A 16,966-nucleotide genomic window follows, 5' to 3' on the forward strand; every position below is an offset into this window, starting at 1 on the left:
CTACCCAGAGGACGCTTCGGAAAAAATACGTCACATGCCGTATTTCGGCAGTGCTCGCCGTAGAGCGGGTCTTTGGTCGCCTTAAATCGGGTGCGGTTCGGCGAAGCTGGCGAACGGCACCACAGATCTGCTCCCGACACCGGAAACATGTTATGCTGGCGCCACTGACCTCCCAGGAGCCCCGCTGCCGCAAAGCAGCGGGGCCTTTTTTCGTTTTCGTTCATGCAGGCCGCGAGACTATCCGTCTCTCAGGCAGTTCCTGTTGATGGAAACCGACACCAGGGAGAAAAACCTCCCCTGTTTGTCGGCCCGGGCGATGCCGCCGATGTCGAAACCGCATTCCGTCGCGGATTCGTACAGGTTCTCCGCGTCGCGAAAATTGTAGTAGACCGCGCATCCCCTGTCGTCGCAGCGCGTCAGATTGTCGATCGGCCTCGACAGGCGCACATTGAAGTAGTCACTCAGGAAGCGCCTTGTGCAGGGTTCCAGCGCCTCGGAGCAGGATGCGGCCAACGGCATGGGTATTGCGAAGTACAGGCTGCAGAAGCGGTGCGAAGCCGAAAAGCTTGTGCCCGGCATTGCGACCCTTGCCTTGATCAGGCAGAGCTCGCGCAGGTGCTGGCCGTATCCGTCAGAATCGATCGGGAATTCAAATGCCTGCGCGGCCTGATAAGGCAGGACGAGCAGGACTGCCCCCGCAATCGCGCTGTGCAGATGCGGTCGCCGCCGTCCCGGATCGCTGATGTCGGCCGGAGCCGTCATGGCTTCTTCGCCGCCGCGCGGATCGTTGCACATGCGAACATTCGGAGCCCCCTGCCGCCCTCCGGAATGGCCATCCCGAATGATAAAAAGCATAGCTGCTGGCGGCAGGCAGGCAAGGGGCTTGTGGCGGGAGAGCAGCGCATCGAGGCCGGCGCGACTCATGTTATGCTCTGTGCGTGAACCTCTCCCATCCTGCCCCGCTGCCGAAAGGCGCGGGGCTTTTGTCGAGAGCGCAAAGTCGCCAGCGCAAACAAGTACGGCCCGCCTGGACGTCGCCAGGTCGGGCCGTTCGTTGCGTAGCATGGGTTGGCGGGGCAGCCGACGCAACACTCATTCGTCGATGTAAGGCGTTGCGCCGGCGATCAACCCCACCTTGCCAATGCTTGATATTACTTGAGGCAGCGGCCGGCCGACAGTCAGCTGGATGGCGTAGCTCGATGGAGCGGGTTTTGGGGTGGCCCCGCCTCGATGCATCTGCGCGAGGCGGGCAACGGCACGGCTGTCACGACCTAGAAGCCGTAGCTCGCGCCGAGCCGCACGACATGGAGGTTGGTGTCGAAATCGTAGCGGTAGGCGTCGCCAGATCCGAACGATCCCCTGTTGTCCTGGAGGTCGACATAAAGATATTCGGCGCGCAGCGACCAGTTGTCGGAAAGCGCATATTGTGCGCCGGCGCCTATGGTCCAGCCGGCGACGACATCGTCGGCGACGGCGTGGTTGCCTGGGCTGAAATCGTTGTCGTCATAGCTGCTCCTGACGTGGCCGAAGGCGAGGCCGCCGGTGACGAAGGGCAGGAAGCGGTCGACCGAATAGCCCAGGCGGGCGCGGGCCGTGCCGAACCAGTCGATGCGGGTCGAGAAGCTCTCATTGGAGCCCGGGATCATCGAGTTGGCGACGGTGGCGTCGATGTCGGTCCCGGTGACATCAAGCTCGACGCCATAGACCCATCGGCCGGATTGCCAGTTGTAGCCGGCGTGGACGCCGCCGAGGAAACCGTCCGAATCGAATCTGAATTCGGTGTCGCCGAAATTCGAGAAGGAATAGTCGTCCAGTTCGGTGACGGTGGTTCGGGCCCCGCCATAACCGAGATGGACGCCGGCATAGCCGCCGGCCCAGACAAACCCTGGCGCGGAGGCCGCGTCGGCGGCCCTGGCCGGCAGGCAGGCGGCAAAAGGCAGCGAGCCCGTCAGCAGCATCAGAACTGACGCCTGGCGGATGAATCTTGTCGTGGTCATGGCTTTCCCTGTTTTTGGCGACTGCAGAACGAACAGGGCAGCGTTCGTGGTGATAAAGGGCTGTCTACTGCAGCTTATGGTGGTGTGCAAGCGCCCCAAGCAACTTTGGCGCGGCGTGTTCTCCTGTCTGGCTGGCTTTATCAGGCGCGTTGCGGCAGAGTTGGAGCATGTGCGGCCGTGTCTTTGTCAGATCGACCCTTGCCGAGATGGTGCGCGGCTTCAGCTTTGCCGACCCCGGTGACGTCGGCGCGCTCGACAACAGCTTTCCCCGCTACAACGGCGCCCCGAGCCTGGTCTATCCGGTCATCGTGCAGGACGAAGCCCAGAAGGGCAGCGCGATGTTCGTCCAGGCGAAATGGGGGCTGGTGCCGTCCTGGCAGAAGGAGGCCGGCACGGGCCGTCCGCCGCCGGTCAACGCCCGCTCGGAAACCATCGCCACAAACGGCCTGTTCAAGCGCGCCTATGCCTCCCGGCGCTGCCTGGTGCCGATCGACGGCTATTTCGAGTGGCACGACATTCACGGCACCGGCAAGGACAAGCAGCCTTACGCCATTGCGATGAAGGACGGTTCACCCTTCGCGCTCGCCGGCATCGTCGATCTCTGGCGCAACCCAGAGACCGGCGAGCTTCTGCGCAGCTTCGCCATCGTCACCTGTTCCCCCAACGAACTGATGGCCACCGTCCACGACCGCATGCCGGTCATCCTGGCACCAGTGGATTACCAGAGATGGATCGGCCCGGATGCCGATCCGGCCGAGCTGATGAAGCCGTTCCCCGCCGGGCTGATGACGATGTGGAAGATCGGCCGCAAGGTCGGGTCACCGAAGAACGACACGCCTGACATTCTCGATCCCGCAGAGCCGTAGCCGCCCGGAACGCGCGCATCATCTTGATGGCGGGCGGCGCCTTCACGCTGACCAGGTCATCCCGCAGGCGCCGGCACCATGCTGGCGCCACTGACCTCCCAGCGCTGCCGGGGCCTTTTTTGTGCGCGCAAACAGGAGCCCCGAGGCCGGGGTTTGCGATCGCTCTCGCGCGCTAGAACCTGTAGCTCGCGCCGAGCCGCACGGCATGGATGTTGTTGTCGAAATCGTATCTGTAGCGGTCATTTCCATCCAGCAATGATCCCTGGCTGTCGTTGAGGTCGACAAACAGATACTCGGCACGGACGGACCAATTGTCTGTCAGGGCGTATTGCGCGCCTGCACCTATGGTCCAGCCACCCACAACTTCGTCCGCAACGGCATGATTGTTCTGGCTAGGGTCGTTGTCGTCGTAACTGCTTCTGATGTGGCCCAAGGCGGCACCACCGGTCACGAACGGCAGGAAACGGTCGATCGAGTATCCTAGACGGACACGAGCGGTGCTGAACCAGTCGATCTTGGTCGAGAAGCTTTCGTTGGACATCGGCATCATGGAATTGGCGACGGTTTTGTCTATATTTGCGCCGGTGAAGTCAAACTCCACGCCATATACCAATTGACCCGACTGCCAGTTGTATCCAGCGTGCACGCCGCCAAGGAAGCCGTTAGAGTTGAATTTGAACTGCGTGTCGCCGAACGCCGAGAAGGAATAGTCATCCAGCTCTGTGACCGTGGTTCGGTCGCCGCCATAGCCGAGGTGGACGCCGGCATAGCCGCCTGTCCAGACAAACCCTGCGGGAGGGGCGGAGAGGGCGTCAGAAGCGGCTGCCGGCAAGCTGGCCGCGAGCGCCAAAGAACTCGCAAAAAGTGTCACAAAGGACGCCTTGCGAATAGACTTGATTATGGTGGGGTTCATGGCTTGCCCTCATTCACGACTCAAGTCGAGCGAACAGGGCAGCGTTCAACATACAGCGTGCGGTTATCATGAGTCATGATCAGGGGCAAGGTGGTTGACTATTCAGCCAGCGGTCGCGGCAGCCAGGATCGACGGCGTCAGCGGCACGCTCAACTGGATCGCCAAGCTGGTCATCAGCGGCATCATCCTGGCCATCGCCTTCATGATGGGCGGGGGCTTCAAGCTGCCGTGACAGCGGTATCGCTCTTGTTCAGCGATATTTGACAGCTAAACGGCGCCCCGCCGCGGCAAGGTCGCGGGGCTTTCGTCGTTTCGGCCGATCTTGCGGATGCGGCTTTGTGCGGCCCGTGCTATTTTAGCGATCCTGCAAGGAGCGTGCGCAATGCGATCATTCGTCCTGCTGACAGCTTCCATCGTCTTCGCATTGATCACCCTGACGCCGGGCCTTGCAACAGCGGAGAAGAAACTCGACAGCTGCAAGAGCGACCGGGCACGGTTATGCCCCGGTTTGGCAAGGCATGAATGCAAACTCGGGCGGTACGTCGATCAACTCTCTACGATGTGCAGGGCCGTTATCGAGCCTGAAATGAAGGCAAAGGGAAAGGTGCCGAAGCAGCGGGAGGCAAAAGGAAAGGCGCCGAAACAGCGCGAGGCGAAGGGTGACGGTGCGTGCGCGGCCGATAGGGCCCGTTTATGCGGATCATCCAAGGGTGGCGCCGATTGCAGGCTTGGCAAGATGATCAATGAACTGAGCCCCAGATGCCGGGCAACAGTGCAGCAGAGGCAGGCAACCCGTTAGGCGTGGCCGATTTCCGTCGTCGGTGACCTGCTGGATCGGGATTCGCTATCTGAACATTCTTGGCTGGCCATCTTTGGGCAGGCGCGTCGATTCCGCCGGCTTCGGCCGGCGGGCCTTTGCGTTCAGCAGCATCGCTCGAGACTATTCGCCGTTGTCGTGAACGATCCCCGGCTGTCCTGGAGGTCGACATAGAGATACTCGGCGCGAAGCGACCAGTTGTCGGTGGGGGCATATTGCGCGCCGGCGCGTATGGTCCAGCCGGCGACTCAGAAAACGATCTGTTTGATCTGGATCAGGGCTTTCTGGGAACGAACGCGAGATATTGCGCCGTTCACCAGAGGGTCAAGTGATGCTCGAACATACGATTCAGGCGACGCGCATCGACGAGCACGGCAGCGTCGCGCGATGCAAGGACGCGGCGATCCGTCTCGATACTGACATGGATGGACGCGCCGACGCATTCAACCCGGCGGAGATGCTGCTGGCGTCGCTTGCCGCCTGCATGATCAAGGGCATCGAACGGGCGGCCCCGCTCCTGAAGTTCGCATTCCGGGGGGTTGAGGTCCACCTGCGCGGCGTGCGCGAGGACAGTCCGCCGCGGATGGTTTTGGTGGAGTACGAGATCATCGTCGATACCGACGAACACGACCGTCGGATCGAACTTCTGCATAAGAACGTCCGCAAATATGGCACGATCTTCAACACCCTGTCTTCGGCCACCGTGTTGTCTGGCCAGATGGTCCGGAAGCTTTGACAGGCGCGGAAGCCGCCAGGGACTCGGTACAAACAGCTCGGCCAGCCTGACCGCATGGCGGTCCATTGCGGCGGTATCGGAGGGCGGCAGATCGAGCCGCGCCGTCATGTCAGCGGCGAGCACGCGCCCGCTGGCCGCGAGGAGGTCGACCGTTTCCGTCTTGGCGACCGGCGTCGCCGCCGCGAGCGCTTTCGCAGCAGCGATGTCCACCGGGATCACTGCCGCGGCGGCGTCGGCTTGGCAGTGTCTTTGAAAGGCGAGCGCAGGGCGAGGTCATGGCTGCTCCGGAAGGGGCCTCGCGACGGGAGAGGGGGAGCGTCGCCGGGCGTTTCCGTCCGGCAGCGCGATGCACGGGTCAGCCCGCGCTGTATTCCATCGACTTGAACGAAAGATCCGCAGCCGAGGCGGGCGCATCCGATATCTTGCGGATATTGGCCCAGGTGTGCTTGTAGTTCGGCAGGATCAGCTCGTTCGTGCCGGCATTGACGATGTTGCCCTGCGCGCCATTCGGCGCCCCGAACACCATGAAGGTCTCCTTTCGCCGTGCGGTCGGCGTCGGATAGACCAGCGCCTGCGTCGCACCGACGTCGTTGAACACCTCGACCAGGTCGCCGGCCTTGACCCCCAGTTCGGCCATGTCGTCCGGATTGATCTCGATGAACGGGATCGGGAAGCGGTCGGAAACGAAGTCGTTCGCCTTGTCTAGGAACCAGTTCTGCCAGATCACGTTGGCGCGGCCATTGTTGATGAGAAACGCGAAGTTGTCCCTCTGGTAGGCCTTGCCCGGCGCCTGCAGCCCGCGCCATTCGCCGCCGCAGAACAGCGCCTTGCCGTCCTCGCGGCCGTGACGCGTGAACTTGCCGTCGGTGTAGAGCCGCTTGGTCCCGACCAACTGGCCGTTCTCGAAGCCGACCACAGGCTCCTGCACGCCGTTGTTGCCCATGGCCCGCAGGCGGTCATACGTCACCTCCGGATTGCCGGAGTTGTAGCCGTCCATGAAGGCATCTTCCTCGGTCTTCCAGTCGTAGCCCTTGAACTGGTCGGCATAGGCGTCGCGACCCTCCTCGCGCAAGACCCGCTCCAGGTTCTGGGCGATCGCGGCTGCGATCAGGCAGTCCGGCTTGGCGTTGCCCGGACCGTCCATGTATTTCTCGACCAGACGCAGCCTGCGCTCGCCGTTCATGGAGGTCAGGTTCATCTCGCCCGACTCCACCGCCGGCAGGATGACGTGCGCGGCCTGGCCGATCTGGCTGTGGATGATGTCCACGTTGACCGAGAACAAGCCTCCCGCGTTGATCGCGCCAACGATGGCGTCTACCAGTTCCTCGCGGCTGGACCCCGCATGGGCGTCCATGGCGTCCTTCACCATGTTGGTACGGCGGTTGTATTCGCGCTTGAACTCGGTCGCGTTGAGCGTGGTCTTGTAGTGGTCGTTGGCCCAGATGTGATGCACCTTGCCCTGGCCGCCGATGATGAGCTGATCGACATAAGGCGCTGGCCGGCCGACATGTGCGTCGGAGGGCCGGAAGTAGCCTTCCTGATGACCGCCGAGACGGCACACGCCACCGCCCTCTCGGCCGATGTTGCCGGTTGCGAGCCCGATGTTCACCAGCGCGCCGATGACGCGGTAGTTGTCGTTGCCCCAGATGATACCCTTTTCGTAACCGGTGGTGCATTTGCGGCGCGAGCCGTCGTCCTTTGGCTTGGCGATCCACTCGGCAGCCTTGACGATGTCGGCTTCGGACAGGCCGGTGATCGACGCGCCTTCGGCGAGCGACATCTTGCACTTGGCGCGCGCCATCTCGAACGAGCCCAGAGCGGCAGGGTGCGCCTCGTCCAGCGGCACCGCGACGTCGCCCTGGAGGGTCGATGCCGCGATGAAGTCACTGTCCACCCATCCCTGGTCGGCGATGTAGGTGAAGAGCGTATTGAACAGCGCCAGGTCGGTGCCGGTCTTGATCGCCAGGTGCAGCACATTGTCGGCGCCGGCCTCCACTTCGCAGGCATTGGCGGTCACTGTGCGGCGCGGATCGACGATGATCACCTTCGCCCCGTTGCGCATGCCCGGCACCATGTGATTCAGGAACAGGTTGGTCTGGCATTCGAGCGGGTTGGTGCCGACCAGCATGATCGTGTCGGTCAGCGTGTAGTCCTCGTACGCGTAGTTCAGCTCGTCGACACCCATGTCGCGGGTCGAGTGAACCTCGGAATTGTAGGCCGGCCGGTTGTGGATGCGGCAGTTCTTGACCTTCATCGAGCCGAAATAGAGCTTTCCCGTGCCCCGGGTGTTCTCGTAACCGCCGGCCGAACCGCCATGGTCGAACATCGAGACGAACAGGTCGTCCTCATCGTCCTTGTCGATGACGCGCGTGGTGACGCGGGCGACCAGATCGAGCGCGTCGGCCCAGCTCGTCGGCTGCCAGGTGCCGTAGCGCCAGACCATCGGCTCCGACAGACGCTGCTGCTGCGTACCCGTCTTGTCGGAGCGGCGGTTCTCGGCCATGCGGGCGCCGCGCACGGAGCCCAGGCCGGAATTCACGACGCAGCCCCTGTCCGGCTTGATGACGAGATGGACGTCCTTCCCGTCCTGCTTGACGATGTTGTACATCGACGGCGCGTACCAGGCCTCGGTCTCCGCCGGCTGCTGCTCGGCGAGGTTCACGCCGAAGGCATTGGCGGCGGCGTCGGTGCCGCCCTGCTTGTTCACCGGCCAGGTGTAGGCGTGGTAGCCGCAGCCGACGATGCAATAGTGGCAAGTGACGTTATGCTTCTTCGCGTCCGCCGGGATGATCGGCAGGCGGTCGATGTTTCGCTTGTAAGCCATGGTTCCCTCCCTCAGAGCACGTTCGACAGGCGGCCGTAGAGAAGTTCGTCCACGCCTTCGGCGTAGATGTCGCCCTTCTCGTCCACCCTCAGCGCATATTGCGGAAGGTTCTGCGTTGCCTGGCCCCAGATCTGCTGGCCGCCGGCCTCGCAGTCGAAGCGGGAGTAATGGCCGGGGCAGTTCAGCGTGCGGTCGGCAGCAACGTAATTCAGTGGAAAGCCCTTGTGCGGGCAGATCGTCGAGAAGCCGACAATGTCGCCATCCGGTCCCGCGCCGCCTTCGACGCGCGTGCCGAGCTTGAGCAGCACGCCAGGGGCGTTCTCGTCCGGATAGGCGACGTCCAGGGGTTCGTTCGGCTTGAGGTCGGCGACATTGCCGAGGCGGTTCAAGGGATAGTCGACCCGCGCAAGCGCTGCGGCCTTTGCAGGCGCCGCTGGAAGCGCGACGGCGGTGGCGGTAGCGGCAGCGGCAATCGCGCCACCCCGCAGAAACTGACGGCGACCGACATCGACCAGCTTGTCGCAACGATCCATTGTTTTCCTCCCTGGTTCGCGACTGGGTACGCATTGCGTGCAGCAAGGAGCATGCCAGCTGCCGTTCGCCACCCCGACGCCGCAGTTGCAGGGACTTTGCAAATGCCGTCGATCGCGATGTCCGGAATTCCGGACATGCTGCGCCGCCGAAGGTCCGGAAACCCGGACGGCCGAAGGTGCGGGATTTCCGGTCGATTTTGACGGCGCGCGGCGCTAATCTGTCCGGCAGGGAGGATTTCGCGTCTTGACCGCACGGTACCCAGCCGCGAGCCAGGTACTCACGCGCCGTTCGGCGATCGCGCTGTGCGGCGCGGCGGCGTCGGTCGCGTTCGCGCCGGGCCTCGCTTCCGCGAAGGACGAGGGGTTCAGGTTCGGTCTGACGCCCGTCTTCCTCTCGAACGATCTCGAACTGCTCGCTGCCCTTCGCGCGTATCTGTCCGAGGCGACCGGACATCCCGTGGAACTGGTCAGCCGCCGGACTTACCAGGAGATCACCGCACTGCTCGTCGCGGGCCAGCTCCACGCGGCATGGATCTGCGGCTATCCGTACGTCCAGTTCAAGTCGGAACTCGATCTCGTCGTCACCCCGTCCTGGCATGGCAAGCCGCTCTACCAGTCCTACCTGATCGCCGCCCCTGACAGGCCCGCAAACCACTGGCAAGACCTGAAAGGAGACATCCACGCCTTCTCGGATCCGGACTCCAATTCCGGCTTCCTCGTCACCCGAGCGCTTCTGGCGGAGAACGGGCTGAAGCCCGAAGGTTTTTTCGCCCGCACCTTCTATACCTACGGTCATCGCAACGTGATCCGCGCCGTCGCCTCCGGGCTCGCCCAGTCCGGCAGCGTCGACGGCTATGTCTGGGACGTCATGCGCGAGATGGAGCCAGGCCTCGTCGGCCGCACACGAATCGTGCGCCGTTCCGAATGGCTCGGCTTTCCGCCGGTTGCGTCGCCGAAGGCCCTGGCAGGCGATCCCCGCATCGCGCGGCTCAAGCAGGCGCTGACGACGATGGATCGGCACGAGGAGGGCCGCAAGGTGCTGGCCTTGCTGAAACTCGACGGCTTCCTCGCCACCGAGCCAGCGCTGTTCGACACAATCGCGGCGAAGGTCGATGCGGTGAGGCGGTTCGGATGAGGTTCCTCGGCCGCCTGCGCACCATTCCAGTCTCCTATCGGGTGCCTGTGCTGGTGGCGCTCCTGATGGTGGCGATCAGCGTGGTGATTTCCGAGCGCGTTCTCGACCGGCTGTCGCGCACCCAGGAATCCTTCCTCGACGGCCTCGCCGGCAGCTATCTCGACGGGCTGACCGCGGCGGTACTGCCAGCGGTGCTGCGTGGCGACGTGTGGGAGGTCTTCGACGCGCTCGATCGCTCGCGAAAATCCTACCAAGCACTTTCGCCAATCGAGGCGGTGGTCACCGGTGCCGACGGCAAGGTTCTGGCGGCCACGGACCCGACCCGCATTCCCTCCTTCTCGGATCTGCCGGAAGCCTATGCCTCACGCTACGGTGCGAGCACGGTGACTTTCGACCGGGACTCCGCCACCGGCTTCGCTCACCGTGATCTCGTCTATCAGGGGCAGCCGGTCGGTGCGATCCACACCGCCTTCGACGCCTCCCACATTTTCGCCGAGCGCCGTGAGATCCTGGTGACGCTGCTCGTCACCAACGGAATCCTGGCGGCGGTGTTCGCCTTCGGCGGCTTCCTGCTGGTCCGCCGCATGATCGAACCGATGCGCGTGCTGGAGGATCACATGCGTGCCGCTGCGAACGGTGTCGCCGAGCCCATTCCGTCAGCCGAGTTTCCGGCGCGCGGCGGCGAGGTGGCGAGCCTCTTCAACGGCTACAACGCCCTCGTCCATGCCGAGCGCGAGCGCGCCAATTTCGCCATGCAGCTGGCAGAAGAGGAGAAACTGGCCAGTCTCGGGCGGCTGGCCTCGGGCATGGCGCACGAGATCAACAATCCGCTGGGCGGCCTGTTCAACGCCATCGACACGCTGAAGACCCACGGCAGGACGCCCGGTGTGCGCGACACCTCCATCAGCCTGATCGAGCGGGGATTGCACGGCATAAGGGAAGTCGTCGAAGCGGCGCTTGCTACCTATCGGCCGGAGCGATCGGCCCGGCCGCTCAGCGCCGACGACCTCGAGGACGTCAAAGTGCTCATGAAGCCGGAACTGCGCAGGCGCAGGCAGCGGCTGGACTGGCAGGTCGAATGGCCTGCGGACGCCGCGGCAACGATCCCCGGCGGCCCGGTACGGCAAGCCGTGCTCAACCTTCTGCTCAATGCCAGCGCGGCGACGCCCGAGGGCGGCCATATCGGTCTTAAGGTCAAGCGGACTGCGGACCGGTTGAAGATATCGGTCTCCGACGAAGGCCCCGGCATGCCAAGGGAATCGATCTCCATGCTGAGCGACGACGATCCCGGTCCTGCCGTCCGCGCCGGAAGAGGGCTCGGCTTGTGGATGGCCCGCCGGATGGTCGACGCCTGTGGAGGCAAGGCCACCGTAGAGCCAGCTCAGTCGTCGGGATCGATCGTTACGCTTATCTTGCCGATCGGGGAGGAAGCAAAGCATGAGGACAGTCATGCCGCCTGACCGCGCGCGTGTCGGGCTCGTCGAGGACGATCCCGTCATGGGCGGTTCCATTGTCCAGCGGCTGGAACTTGAGGGCTGGGAGGTGACCTGGTGGCAGACTGGGCGCGAGGCTGTCGCAGGTCTGGGGCGTGTTGCCAGCGCGCTCGATCTCGTGATCTGCGACATAAGGCTGCCGGATATGTCCGGCGAAGCTGTCTTCGAAGAGGCAGCGCGGCAGCCCAACGCGCCGCCCTTCCTGTTCGTTACCGGCTTCGCCGAGATTGACCAGGCCGTTCGCCTCATGCGCTCAGGCGCGGCCGACTTCATGACCAAGCCCTTCGCAATGGACGATTTTCTGAAACGCATCGCCACAGGCCGGCGGAGCGCCTGCTCCGGCATGCGGCTGAAGGAATATGTGCTTGGCCAGTCGCCGACGATCCAGCACGCCGAGGATCTCATCCATCGCTATGCCGTGCACGATCTGCCGGTGCTGATCACCGGCGAAACCGGGTCCGGCAAGGAGGTCGCGGCGCGGCTCCTGCACCAGATCTCCGCGCGGGCAGAGCAGCCCTTCGTCGCGGTGAACTGCGCCGCAATCCCAGCCGACCTCCTGGAGAGCGAAATCTTCGGCCACGAGAAGGGAGCATTCACCGGCGCCCACCAGCGCCACCTCGGATACGCCGAACGCGCGAAGGGCGGCACGCTCTTCCTCGACGAGATCGGCGACATGCCGGCCGCGCTGCAAGCCAAGCTGCTCCGGCTGATCGAAAGCGAGTCTTTCACGCGCCTCGGCGGCGAGACGCCGGTTCCCTTCCGCGCCCGCATCGTCGCCGCAACGCACAGAGACCTGGCGCCGGGGCAGGCGTCGGGATTCCGCGAGGACCTCTATTTCCGGCTCGCCGTGCTCCCTGTCGAGATTCCGCCATTGAGACAACGGCCCGAAGACATCGTCTGGCTGCTTGACCGCTTTATCGAGAATGCGGTCGCGCGCTCCCACGCCCGCATCCGCGGCTTCAGCGCACTAACGGAGGAGGCAGCACTCGTCTATTTGTGGCCGGGCAACGTGCGCGAATTGCGCAACCGCGTCGACCGTGCGGTCGCACTCTCGGCTTCGGAATGGATCATGCCGGGCGATCTATTCCCCGACAGTCCGGGAAGGCGGCCCGTACCTGGTTTCCTTCCTCTCGCCGACGTCCGCGACGCAGCCGAACGGCGGCAGATCGAACGCGCGCTGGAACAGACCGACGGACAGGTCATCAAAGCTGCCGAATTGCTCGGCATCGGTCGTTCGACGCTTTGGGAGAAGATGACGCGGCTGGGGGTGCGTATTTGATCAGCGTGATCGCGCCACGTGGCGTGGTCGGCAAGATCGAAATCGAGCGTTGAACGGAGATCGCTTTTCACGGGGACTTGGCGTCTTCGACGACATCCAACACAAATGTCGTGTTGCCCCGCGTGTGTCCGCCCATATTCAAGGCTGTGACTGCAATTTCGCCCAGGCGAATTACGTCTCCTTCACGCAGGACGCGGTCGATCGTTGTTCACGGATAGTAGCAAGCCTCATCCTTGCCATAGTGAAAGTGGCTCTTGCCGCCATCCAGCATGGCAGGGCCATCACCCTCCCTCATGGCAAACTTGCCGGCGCAGCATTGTGGGCTAGCTCCAGCCTTTACGGGAGCAGCCTTCCGGTGCCGTCAACTTGTTGTCGTCGAACGGCGATCAGAAGTGATAATTGACGCCCAGCCGCGCGGTATGGAACTTGAAGTCTGCCAGGAAACCATCGCCGTGGCCTTCGCCAAAACGGGCTCTTCCAAGATCGACGAACAAGTACTCGGCCTTGGTTGACCATTTGTCGTTGAAAGCCCACTCAAGGCCGCCGCCTGCGGTCCAGCCGGTCTTGGTATCGCTGCCGCACCAAACGTCGCCAGGACACCCGCCATCAAGTTCACCACTGACGCGACCGATGGCGACACCGGCTGAAACAAATGGCAGGACTGGACCGACCGCATACCCCAGACGAGCGCGCAGTGTCGCTGCCCAATCGACCCGGAACGTGCAGATATCCTCAACACCGCAGCCCCAGTCGTCGCCGCCGTCGCCTTTACCCGACATGCCCGCCCCCGAAACGTCACCCTCGACGCCAACGACCAAGTTGCCGAATTGCTTGTTGTAGCCAACTGTTAGGCCGCCGATGGCTCCCGAGTAGCCGATGTCATCGGAGTGTACGCCATCGAATGCGCTCGTATCACCGGTTCCGTATCCGACCATGCCGCCCATATAGACGCCCGACCAGTCAACCGCGGAGCCGTTCTGGCCAGCATCGGCTGTTTCGTTGGTGACAAGCAAAGCCGCGCCCAAGAGCAGTACGACCAGTCGTATTCTGATGTTTTGGCGAAAGGTGGAACTGTGGTCCATCTCTGATAGCCCCGACTAAAGCTCAAGTTGAGCGAACGGGGCAGCGTTCGCGATGCATTTTTGCGACTATCACGGGCGGCAACGCAAGACAAGACGGCTGATCTTCCGCCGTGGCGTCCCATCGGAACGTTCAAAACGCCCCCGCTGCCTGGAGGCAGGTGGCTTTTCCTGCGTTTGGGAGGAATGGCGGCGAAAGGCCGGCCAGCATCGGGCAGCATCGGCGGCCCGACATTGGTCTTGCGCGCCCGCTGAGCCGTGGACGCGCCTGCGCCGGCCAGCCCGTTGCTGGCATCCGACGACAGCTGGTCCTGGGCTAATCGCGGCTTTCGCCGGTGTCCCGCTCAGCACGCACCCGGTCCGGCAGGCCGTCATGACCGCCCAGCTCGCGCTGCGGGGCGTCGTGCCACCAGTCCTCGCGGATCGCCTTGCGCTCGAGATTGACCGGATAGATGATCCGGTTCTCGTCCTTGTTGGTTTCGCCGACCACCAGCAGGCGCACTTCGGCGTCGGTGTTGTTGAGGAAGCTGTGCGCCAGCCCGGTGCCGGCGGGGAAGCCGACGGAATCGCCCGGCTTGAGGCGGTGCAGGGTGCCGTCGAGCCAGACGTCGGGCTCGCCCTGGATGACATGGACGAATTCTTCCTCCAGGCTTTCGGCATGCGGAAACGAGGTGCGCCGGCCCGGCGGCAGGCGGACATGGTGGATGCCGAGGCGTTCGAGGCCGAAATGCTGGGCGAGCGGCGCGCCGAGCCCGCGCAGCTCCGAGGTGCCGATGAAGGTTTCGCCGTCGGGCTTTTCGACCTCGCTCCAGTGGACGATTTCGGCAGGGCGGCCTGAGGTTGTCATCTCGATACTCCCGATGAACGTGCCACATTCAGAAGGGCGAACGTCGTGATGGCGACGCTGCCTGTTGGTTCGCGTGCGCAGGAAGAGGTATCACGGCCAGCTGTCGGGCGCAGCTGCGCCCGGCCGCCTTACCTCACTCAGCCCACCGCATTCGCCGCAGCCAGGCCGGCGGCGATGTCTTCTTTCAGGTCGGCGACGTCTTCGAGGCCGATCTGCAGGCGGAGGATCGGGCCTTCATAAGGACCGTTGGCAATCTTGCGGTCGGCGAGGCTGACCTGCACGGCGAGGCTTTCATAACCGCCCCAGGAATAGCCGAGGCCGAAGATCTCGAGCGCGTCGAGGAAGGCATGCGCCTTCTCGGTGCCGCCGCCCTTGAGCACCACCGAGAAGATGCCGCTCGAACCGGAGAAGTCGCGCTTGAACAGCTGGTGGTCGGGGTGGCTTTCGAGGCCCGGATGCAGCACGCGGGCAACGCCCGCCTTGCCTTCGAGCCAGCGCGCGATCTCGAGCGTGCTCTTCTGGTGATGGGCGAGCCGTACGCCCATGGTGCGCAGGCCGCGCAGCACCTGGTAGACGTCGTCGGGACCGGCACAGCAGCCGAGTGTGACATAGGCGTCGTGCAGCTTCGGCCAGCAGGCGGCATTGGCCGACACCGTGCCGCTCAAAACGTCCGAATGGCCGGCCGGATATTTGGTCGCCGCGTGAATGGTGACGTCGACGCCGAAGTCGAGCGCCTTGAAATAGAGCGGCGTCGCCCAGGTGTTGTCCATCATGACGATGGCGCCGGCTGCATGCGCCGCCTTTGCGATCGCTGGAATGTCCTGGATCTCGAAGGTGTTGGACGCCGGCGATTCGGTGAACACCACCTTGGTGTTCGGCTTGATCAGCGCTGATATGCCTGCGCCGACATGCGGGTCGTAATAATCGACCTCGACGCCGAGGCGCTTGAGCATGGTGTCGGCGAAATGGCGGGTCGGGAAGTAGACGGAATCGGTGATCAGGATGTGGTCGCCCGACGACAGGAAGCCGAGCAGGGGGATCGTCACCGCGGCCAGCCCCGAGGGCACGGCGATGGTGCCGGCCGAGCCTTCGAGCTCGTCGATGGCGTGGCACAGCGCATCGCTGGTCGGCGTTCCGCGGGTGCCATATGTGTATTTTTGAGCACGCCCGGCCATTGTCGCAGCGTTGGGGAACAGAACCGTCGAGGCGTGCACGACCGGCGGATTGACAAAGCCATGAAAGCCGTGTGGATCGTGCCCGGAATGCGTCAGCCGCGTGTTGACGCCTTTGATCCTGCCATTGTCACGAGTCATGAATCCGCACCCTTTCAGTGAAGACGCCAGCCATAAGGCGACTGCCCGACCCGTGCAACCGCCGCAGGCGCCCGTTCGGCTGGGCCAGATCTGGCCGCGCGGCCACGCCGGCCGGCTGTGGGAGACGGTGGCGTTTTCCTCGCGGCGCATCCGCCGCCGGCCGATCGGCCCGGCGCAGCCGGTGTGGACGCGCGGCCTGACCTTGCTGCTCCTCTGCGGCGCCGTCGCGGTCGGGCTTTTGTTCACGATCGATTCGGCGGTCATGAACTTCATGCTCAGCAACCGCAACGGCCTGACTGCCTGGCTTGCCTGGCTGAGCGACATCGGCCGCTCGGAATGGTATCTGGTGCCGGCCCTGCTGGTCTATCTCTTGACCGCTTCGGCCGACTGGCGCGGTACAGCTTATGGCGTCAAGGCGCGGCTGGTGACCTTGTTCGGCCAGGCCGCCTTCGTCTTTGGCCTCGTCGCCTTCACCGGCATCGCGGTCAACATCATCAAACTGTTTTTCGGCCGCGCCCGGCCGGCCTTTTATGGCGAATATGGCGCCTATCATTTCGACCCCTTCGTGGTGACGCGGTATTCCTCGAGCTTTCCCTCCGGCCACGCCACGACGATCGGCACGGTGGCGGCGATCCTGATGATCTGGTTTCCGCGCCACTGGCTGGCGATCGGCATCGGCGGGCTGGCGCTGTCGGCGCTCCGGATTCCGGCGGCGGCGCATTATCCCTCCGACATCACCGCCGGCTTCCTGTTCGGCCTGATCGTGACCATCATTGCCGCCCGATTCTTCGCCGTGCGCCGGACAGGCTTCACGCTGGTGCCCGGCAGGCTGCTGCCCAGAGCTGTCGGTTTCGGCAGACGAAAACGCGCCGCCGGCTAACGTCTTTCAAGTGAAGCCGGGCCTGGCCGCAGCAATCCCTGCGGCCGCCATCTAATACTAAAGGCGCAGCCGACGGCAGCGGGCCTTTATTGCTTGACCTCACAAGAATTATCGCCTTCGATGCATGCGTGAACCGGACTGCAGCAATGCGCGCCGGACAGGACGCGCAATCCGGATTTGGGCCGGATAGGGGATGCTGAGTTCACAATTCAAAAAGGCAGGCACAAAGCCTGTAAAAAACAGAAGGGTTCGTG

Annotated in this window: 17 protein-coding genes and 1 pseudogene; 8 read left to right on the forward strand and 10 right to left on the reverse strand. The window is 63.8% G+C overall.

The window, feature by feature from the left end:
* Window positions 1-237 precede the first annotated feature (237 nt).
* On the reverse strand, window positions 238-924 hold the full coding sequence (locus Amn_RS11085; protein ID WP_286297066.1) for a hypothetical protein: 687 nt from the start codon (window positions 922-924) through the stop codon (window positions 238-240).
* 347 nt (window positions 925-1,271) lie between these two features.
* The gene (locus tag Amn_RS11090; protein WP_067963485.1) at window positions 1,272-1,997 is read right to left on the reverse strand and encodes an outer membrane protein; all 726 of its coding nucleotides are present in this window, start codon (window positions 1,995-1,997) and stop codon (window positions 1,272-1,274) included.
* Between the two features lie 167 nt (window positions 1,998-2,164).
* Here Amn_RS11090 and Amn_RS11095 point away from each other — a divergent pair, with 167 nt between their 5' ends.
* Window positions 2,165-2,863 carry an SOS response-associated peptidase gene (locus Amn_RS11095; RefSeq protein WP_286297067.1) on the forward strand — a complete coding sequence of 233 codons (699 nt, stop codon included), beginning with the start codon at window positions 2,165-2,167 and terminating at the stop codon, window positions 2,861-2,863.
* 172 nt (window positions 2,864-3,035) lie between these two features.
* Here the strand turns inward: Amn_RS11095 and Amn_RS11100 are convergent, their stop codons facing one another.
* Window positions 3,036-3,776, reverse strand: coding sequence for an outer membrane protein (locus Amn_RS11100; protein ID WP_067963478.1), 741 nt, complete (start codon window positions 3,774-3,776; stop codon window positions 3,036-3,038).
* A gap of 94 nt (window positions 3,777-3,870) precedes the next feature.
* Between Amn_RS11100 and Amn_RS11105 the strand changes: the two genes are divergently transcribed.
* Together Amn_RS11105 and Amn_RS11110 are read left to right on the forward strand one after the other, a co-directional pair.
* Window positions 3,871-4,008 (forward strand): hypothetical protein, encoded by a 138-nt coding sequence (locus Amn_RS11105; RefSeq protein ID WP_157097105.1) that lies wholly within the window; start codon window positions 3,871-3,873, stop codon window positions 4,006-4,008.
* A 150-nt stretch (window positions 4,009-4,158) separates the two neighbouring features.
* Window positions 4,159-4,575 (forward strand): hypothetical protein, encoded by a 417-nt coding sequence (locus tag Amn_RS11110; protein WP_067963475.1) that lies wholly within the window; start codon window positions 4,159-4,161, stop codon window positions 4,573-4,575.
* Window positions 4,576-4,697: 122 nt separating this feature from the next.
* Here the strand turns inward: Amn_RS11110 and Amn_RS11115 are convergent, their stop codons facing one another.
* Window positions 4,698-4,826, reverse strand: a complete 129-nt coding sequence (locus Amn_RS11115) for an outer membrane protein (protein WP_157097224.1) — start codon at window positions 4,824-4,826, stop codon at window positions 4,698-4,700.
* Between the two features lie 98 nt (window positions 4,827-4,924).
* Between Amn_RS11115 and Amn_RS11120 the strand changes: the two genes are divergently transcribed.
* Entirely contained in the window at window positions 4,925-5,329 is a 405-nt protein-coding gene (locus Amn_RS11120; protein ID WP_067963472.1) for an OsmC family protein, read from the forward strand.
* 81 nt (window positions 5,330-5,410) lie between these two features.
* On the opposite strand, the pseudogene Amn_RS32615 reads toward Amn_RS11120, so the two are convergent.
* From Amn_RS32615 to Amn_RS11130, 3 genes and pseudogenes are all read right to left on the reverse strand, one after another.
* Window positions 5,411-5,548, reverse strand: a pseudogene (locus Amn_RS32615) (molybdopterin molybdotransferase MoeA); the annotation flags it as partial.
* Between the two features lie 136 nt (window positions 5,549-5,684).
* Window positions 5,685-8,153, reverse strand: a complete 2,469-nt coding sequence (locus Amn_RS11125) for an arsenate reductase (azurin) large subunit (protein ID WP_286297069.1) — start codon at window positions 8,151-8,153, stop codon at window positions 5,685-5,687.
* Window positions 8,154-8,164: 11 nt separating this feature from the next.
* The gene (locus Amn_RS11130) at window positions 8,165-8,686 is read right to left on the reverse strand and encodes an arsenate reductase (azurin) small subunit (protein WP_067963465.1); all 522 of its coding nucleotides are present in this window, start codon (window positions 8,684-8,686) and stop codon (window positions 8,165-8,167) included.
* Between the two features lie 244 nt (window positions 8,687-8,930).
* Between Amn_RS11130 and Amn_RS11135 the strand changes: the two genes are divergently transcribed.
* Genes Amn_RS11135 through Amn_RS11145 form a run of 3 tightly spaced genes read left to right on the forward strand, consistent with a single transcriptional unit; the run spans window position 8,931 to window position 12,593 of the window.
* Complete coding sequence (locus Amn_RS11135) at window positions 8,931-9,821, forward strand: substrate-binding domain-containing protein (RefSeq protein ID WP_442866471.1); 891 nt, start codon at window positions 8,931-8,933, stop codon at window positions 9,819-9,821.
* The gene (locus Amn_RS11140) at window positions 9,818-11,281 is read left to right on the forward strand and encodes a sensor histidine kinase (RefSeq protein ID WP_286297071.1); all 1,464 of its coding nucleotides are present in this window, start codon (window positions 9,818-9,820) and stop codon (window positions 11,279-11,281) included. The genes Amn_RS11135 and Amn_RS11140 overlap by 4 nt, the downstream gene beginning before the upstream one ends.
* Entirely contained in the window at window positions 11,259-12,593 is a 1,335-nt protein-coding gene (locus Amn_RS11145) for a sigma-54-dependent transcriptional regulator (protein WP_502874757.1), read from the forward strand. The genes Amn_RS11140 and Amn_RS11145 overlap by 23 nt, the downstream gene beginning before the upstream one ends.
* A gap of 386 nt (window positions 12,594-12,979) precedes the next feature.
* Here the strand turns inward: Amn_RS11145 and Amn_RS11150 are convergent, their stop codons facing one another.
* The 3 genes from Amn_RS11150 to Amn_RS11160 all read right to left on the reverse strand — a co-directional run bounded on the left by Amn_RS11150 (window position 12,980) and on the right by Amn_RS11160 (window position 15,832).
* Window positions 12,980-13,675 carry an outer membrane protein gene (locus Amn_RS11150; protein WP_286297074.1) on the reverse strand — a complete coding sequence of 232 codons (696 nt, stop codon included), beginning with the start codon at window positions 13,673-13,675 and terminating at the stop codon, window positions 12,980-12,982.
* A gap of 313 nt (window positions 13,676-13,988) precedes the next feature.
* Window positions 13,989-14,519 (reverse strand): cupin domain-containing protein, encoded by a 531-nt coding sequence (locus Amn_RS11155; RefSeq protein WP_286297077.1) that lies wholly within the window; start codon window positions 14,517-14,519, stop codon window positions 13,989-13,991.
* A gap of 137 nt (window positions 14,520-14,656) precedes the next feature.
* Complete coding sequence (locus Amn_RS11160) at window positions 14,657-15,832, reverse strand: cystathionine beta-lyase (RefSeq protein ID WP_286297080.1); 1,176 nt, start codon at window positions 15,830-15,832, stop codon at window positions 14,657-14,659.
* Window positions 15,833-15,884: 52 nt separating this feature from the next.
* Between Amn_RS11160 and Amn_RS11165 the strand changes: the two genes are divergently transcribed.
* Window positions 15,885-16,712, forward strand: a complete 828-nt coding sequence (locus Amn_RS11165) for a phosphatase PAP2 family protein (protein ID WP_286297083.1) — start codon at window positions 15,885-15,887, stop codon at window positions 16,710-16,712.
* The last annotated feature ends 254 nt before the right edge of the window (window positions 16,713-16,966 follow it).

It is taken from the genome of Aminobacter sp. Y103A (assembly GCF_030294925.1).
GTDB lineage: Bacteria > Pseudomonadota > Alphaproteobacteria > Rhizobiales > Rhizobiaceae > Aminobacter > Aminobacter ciceronei.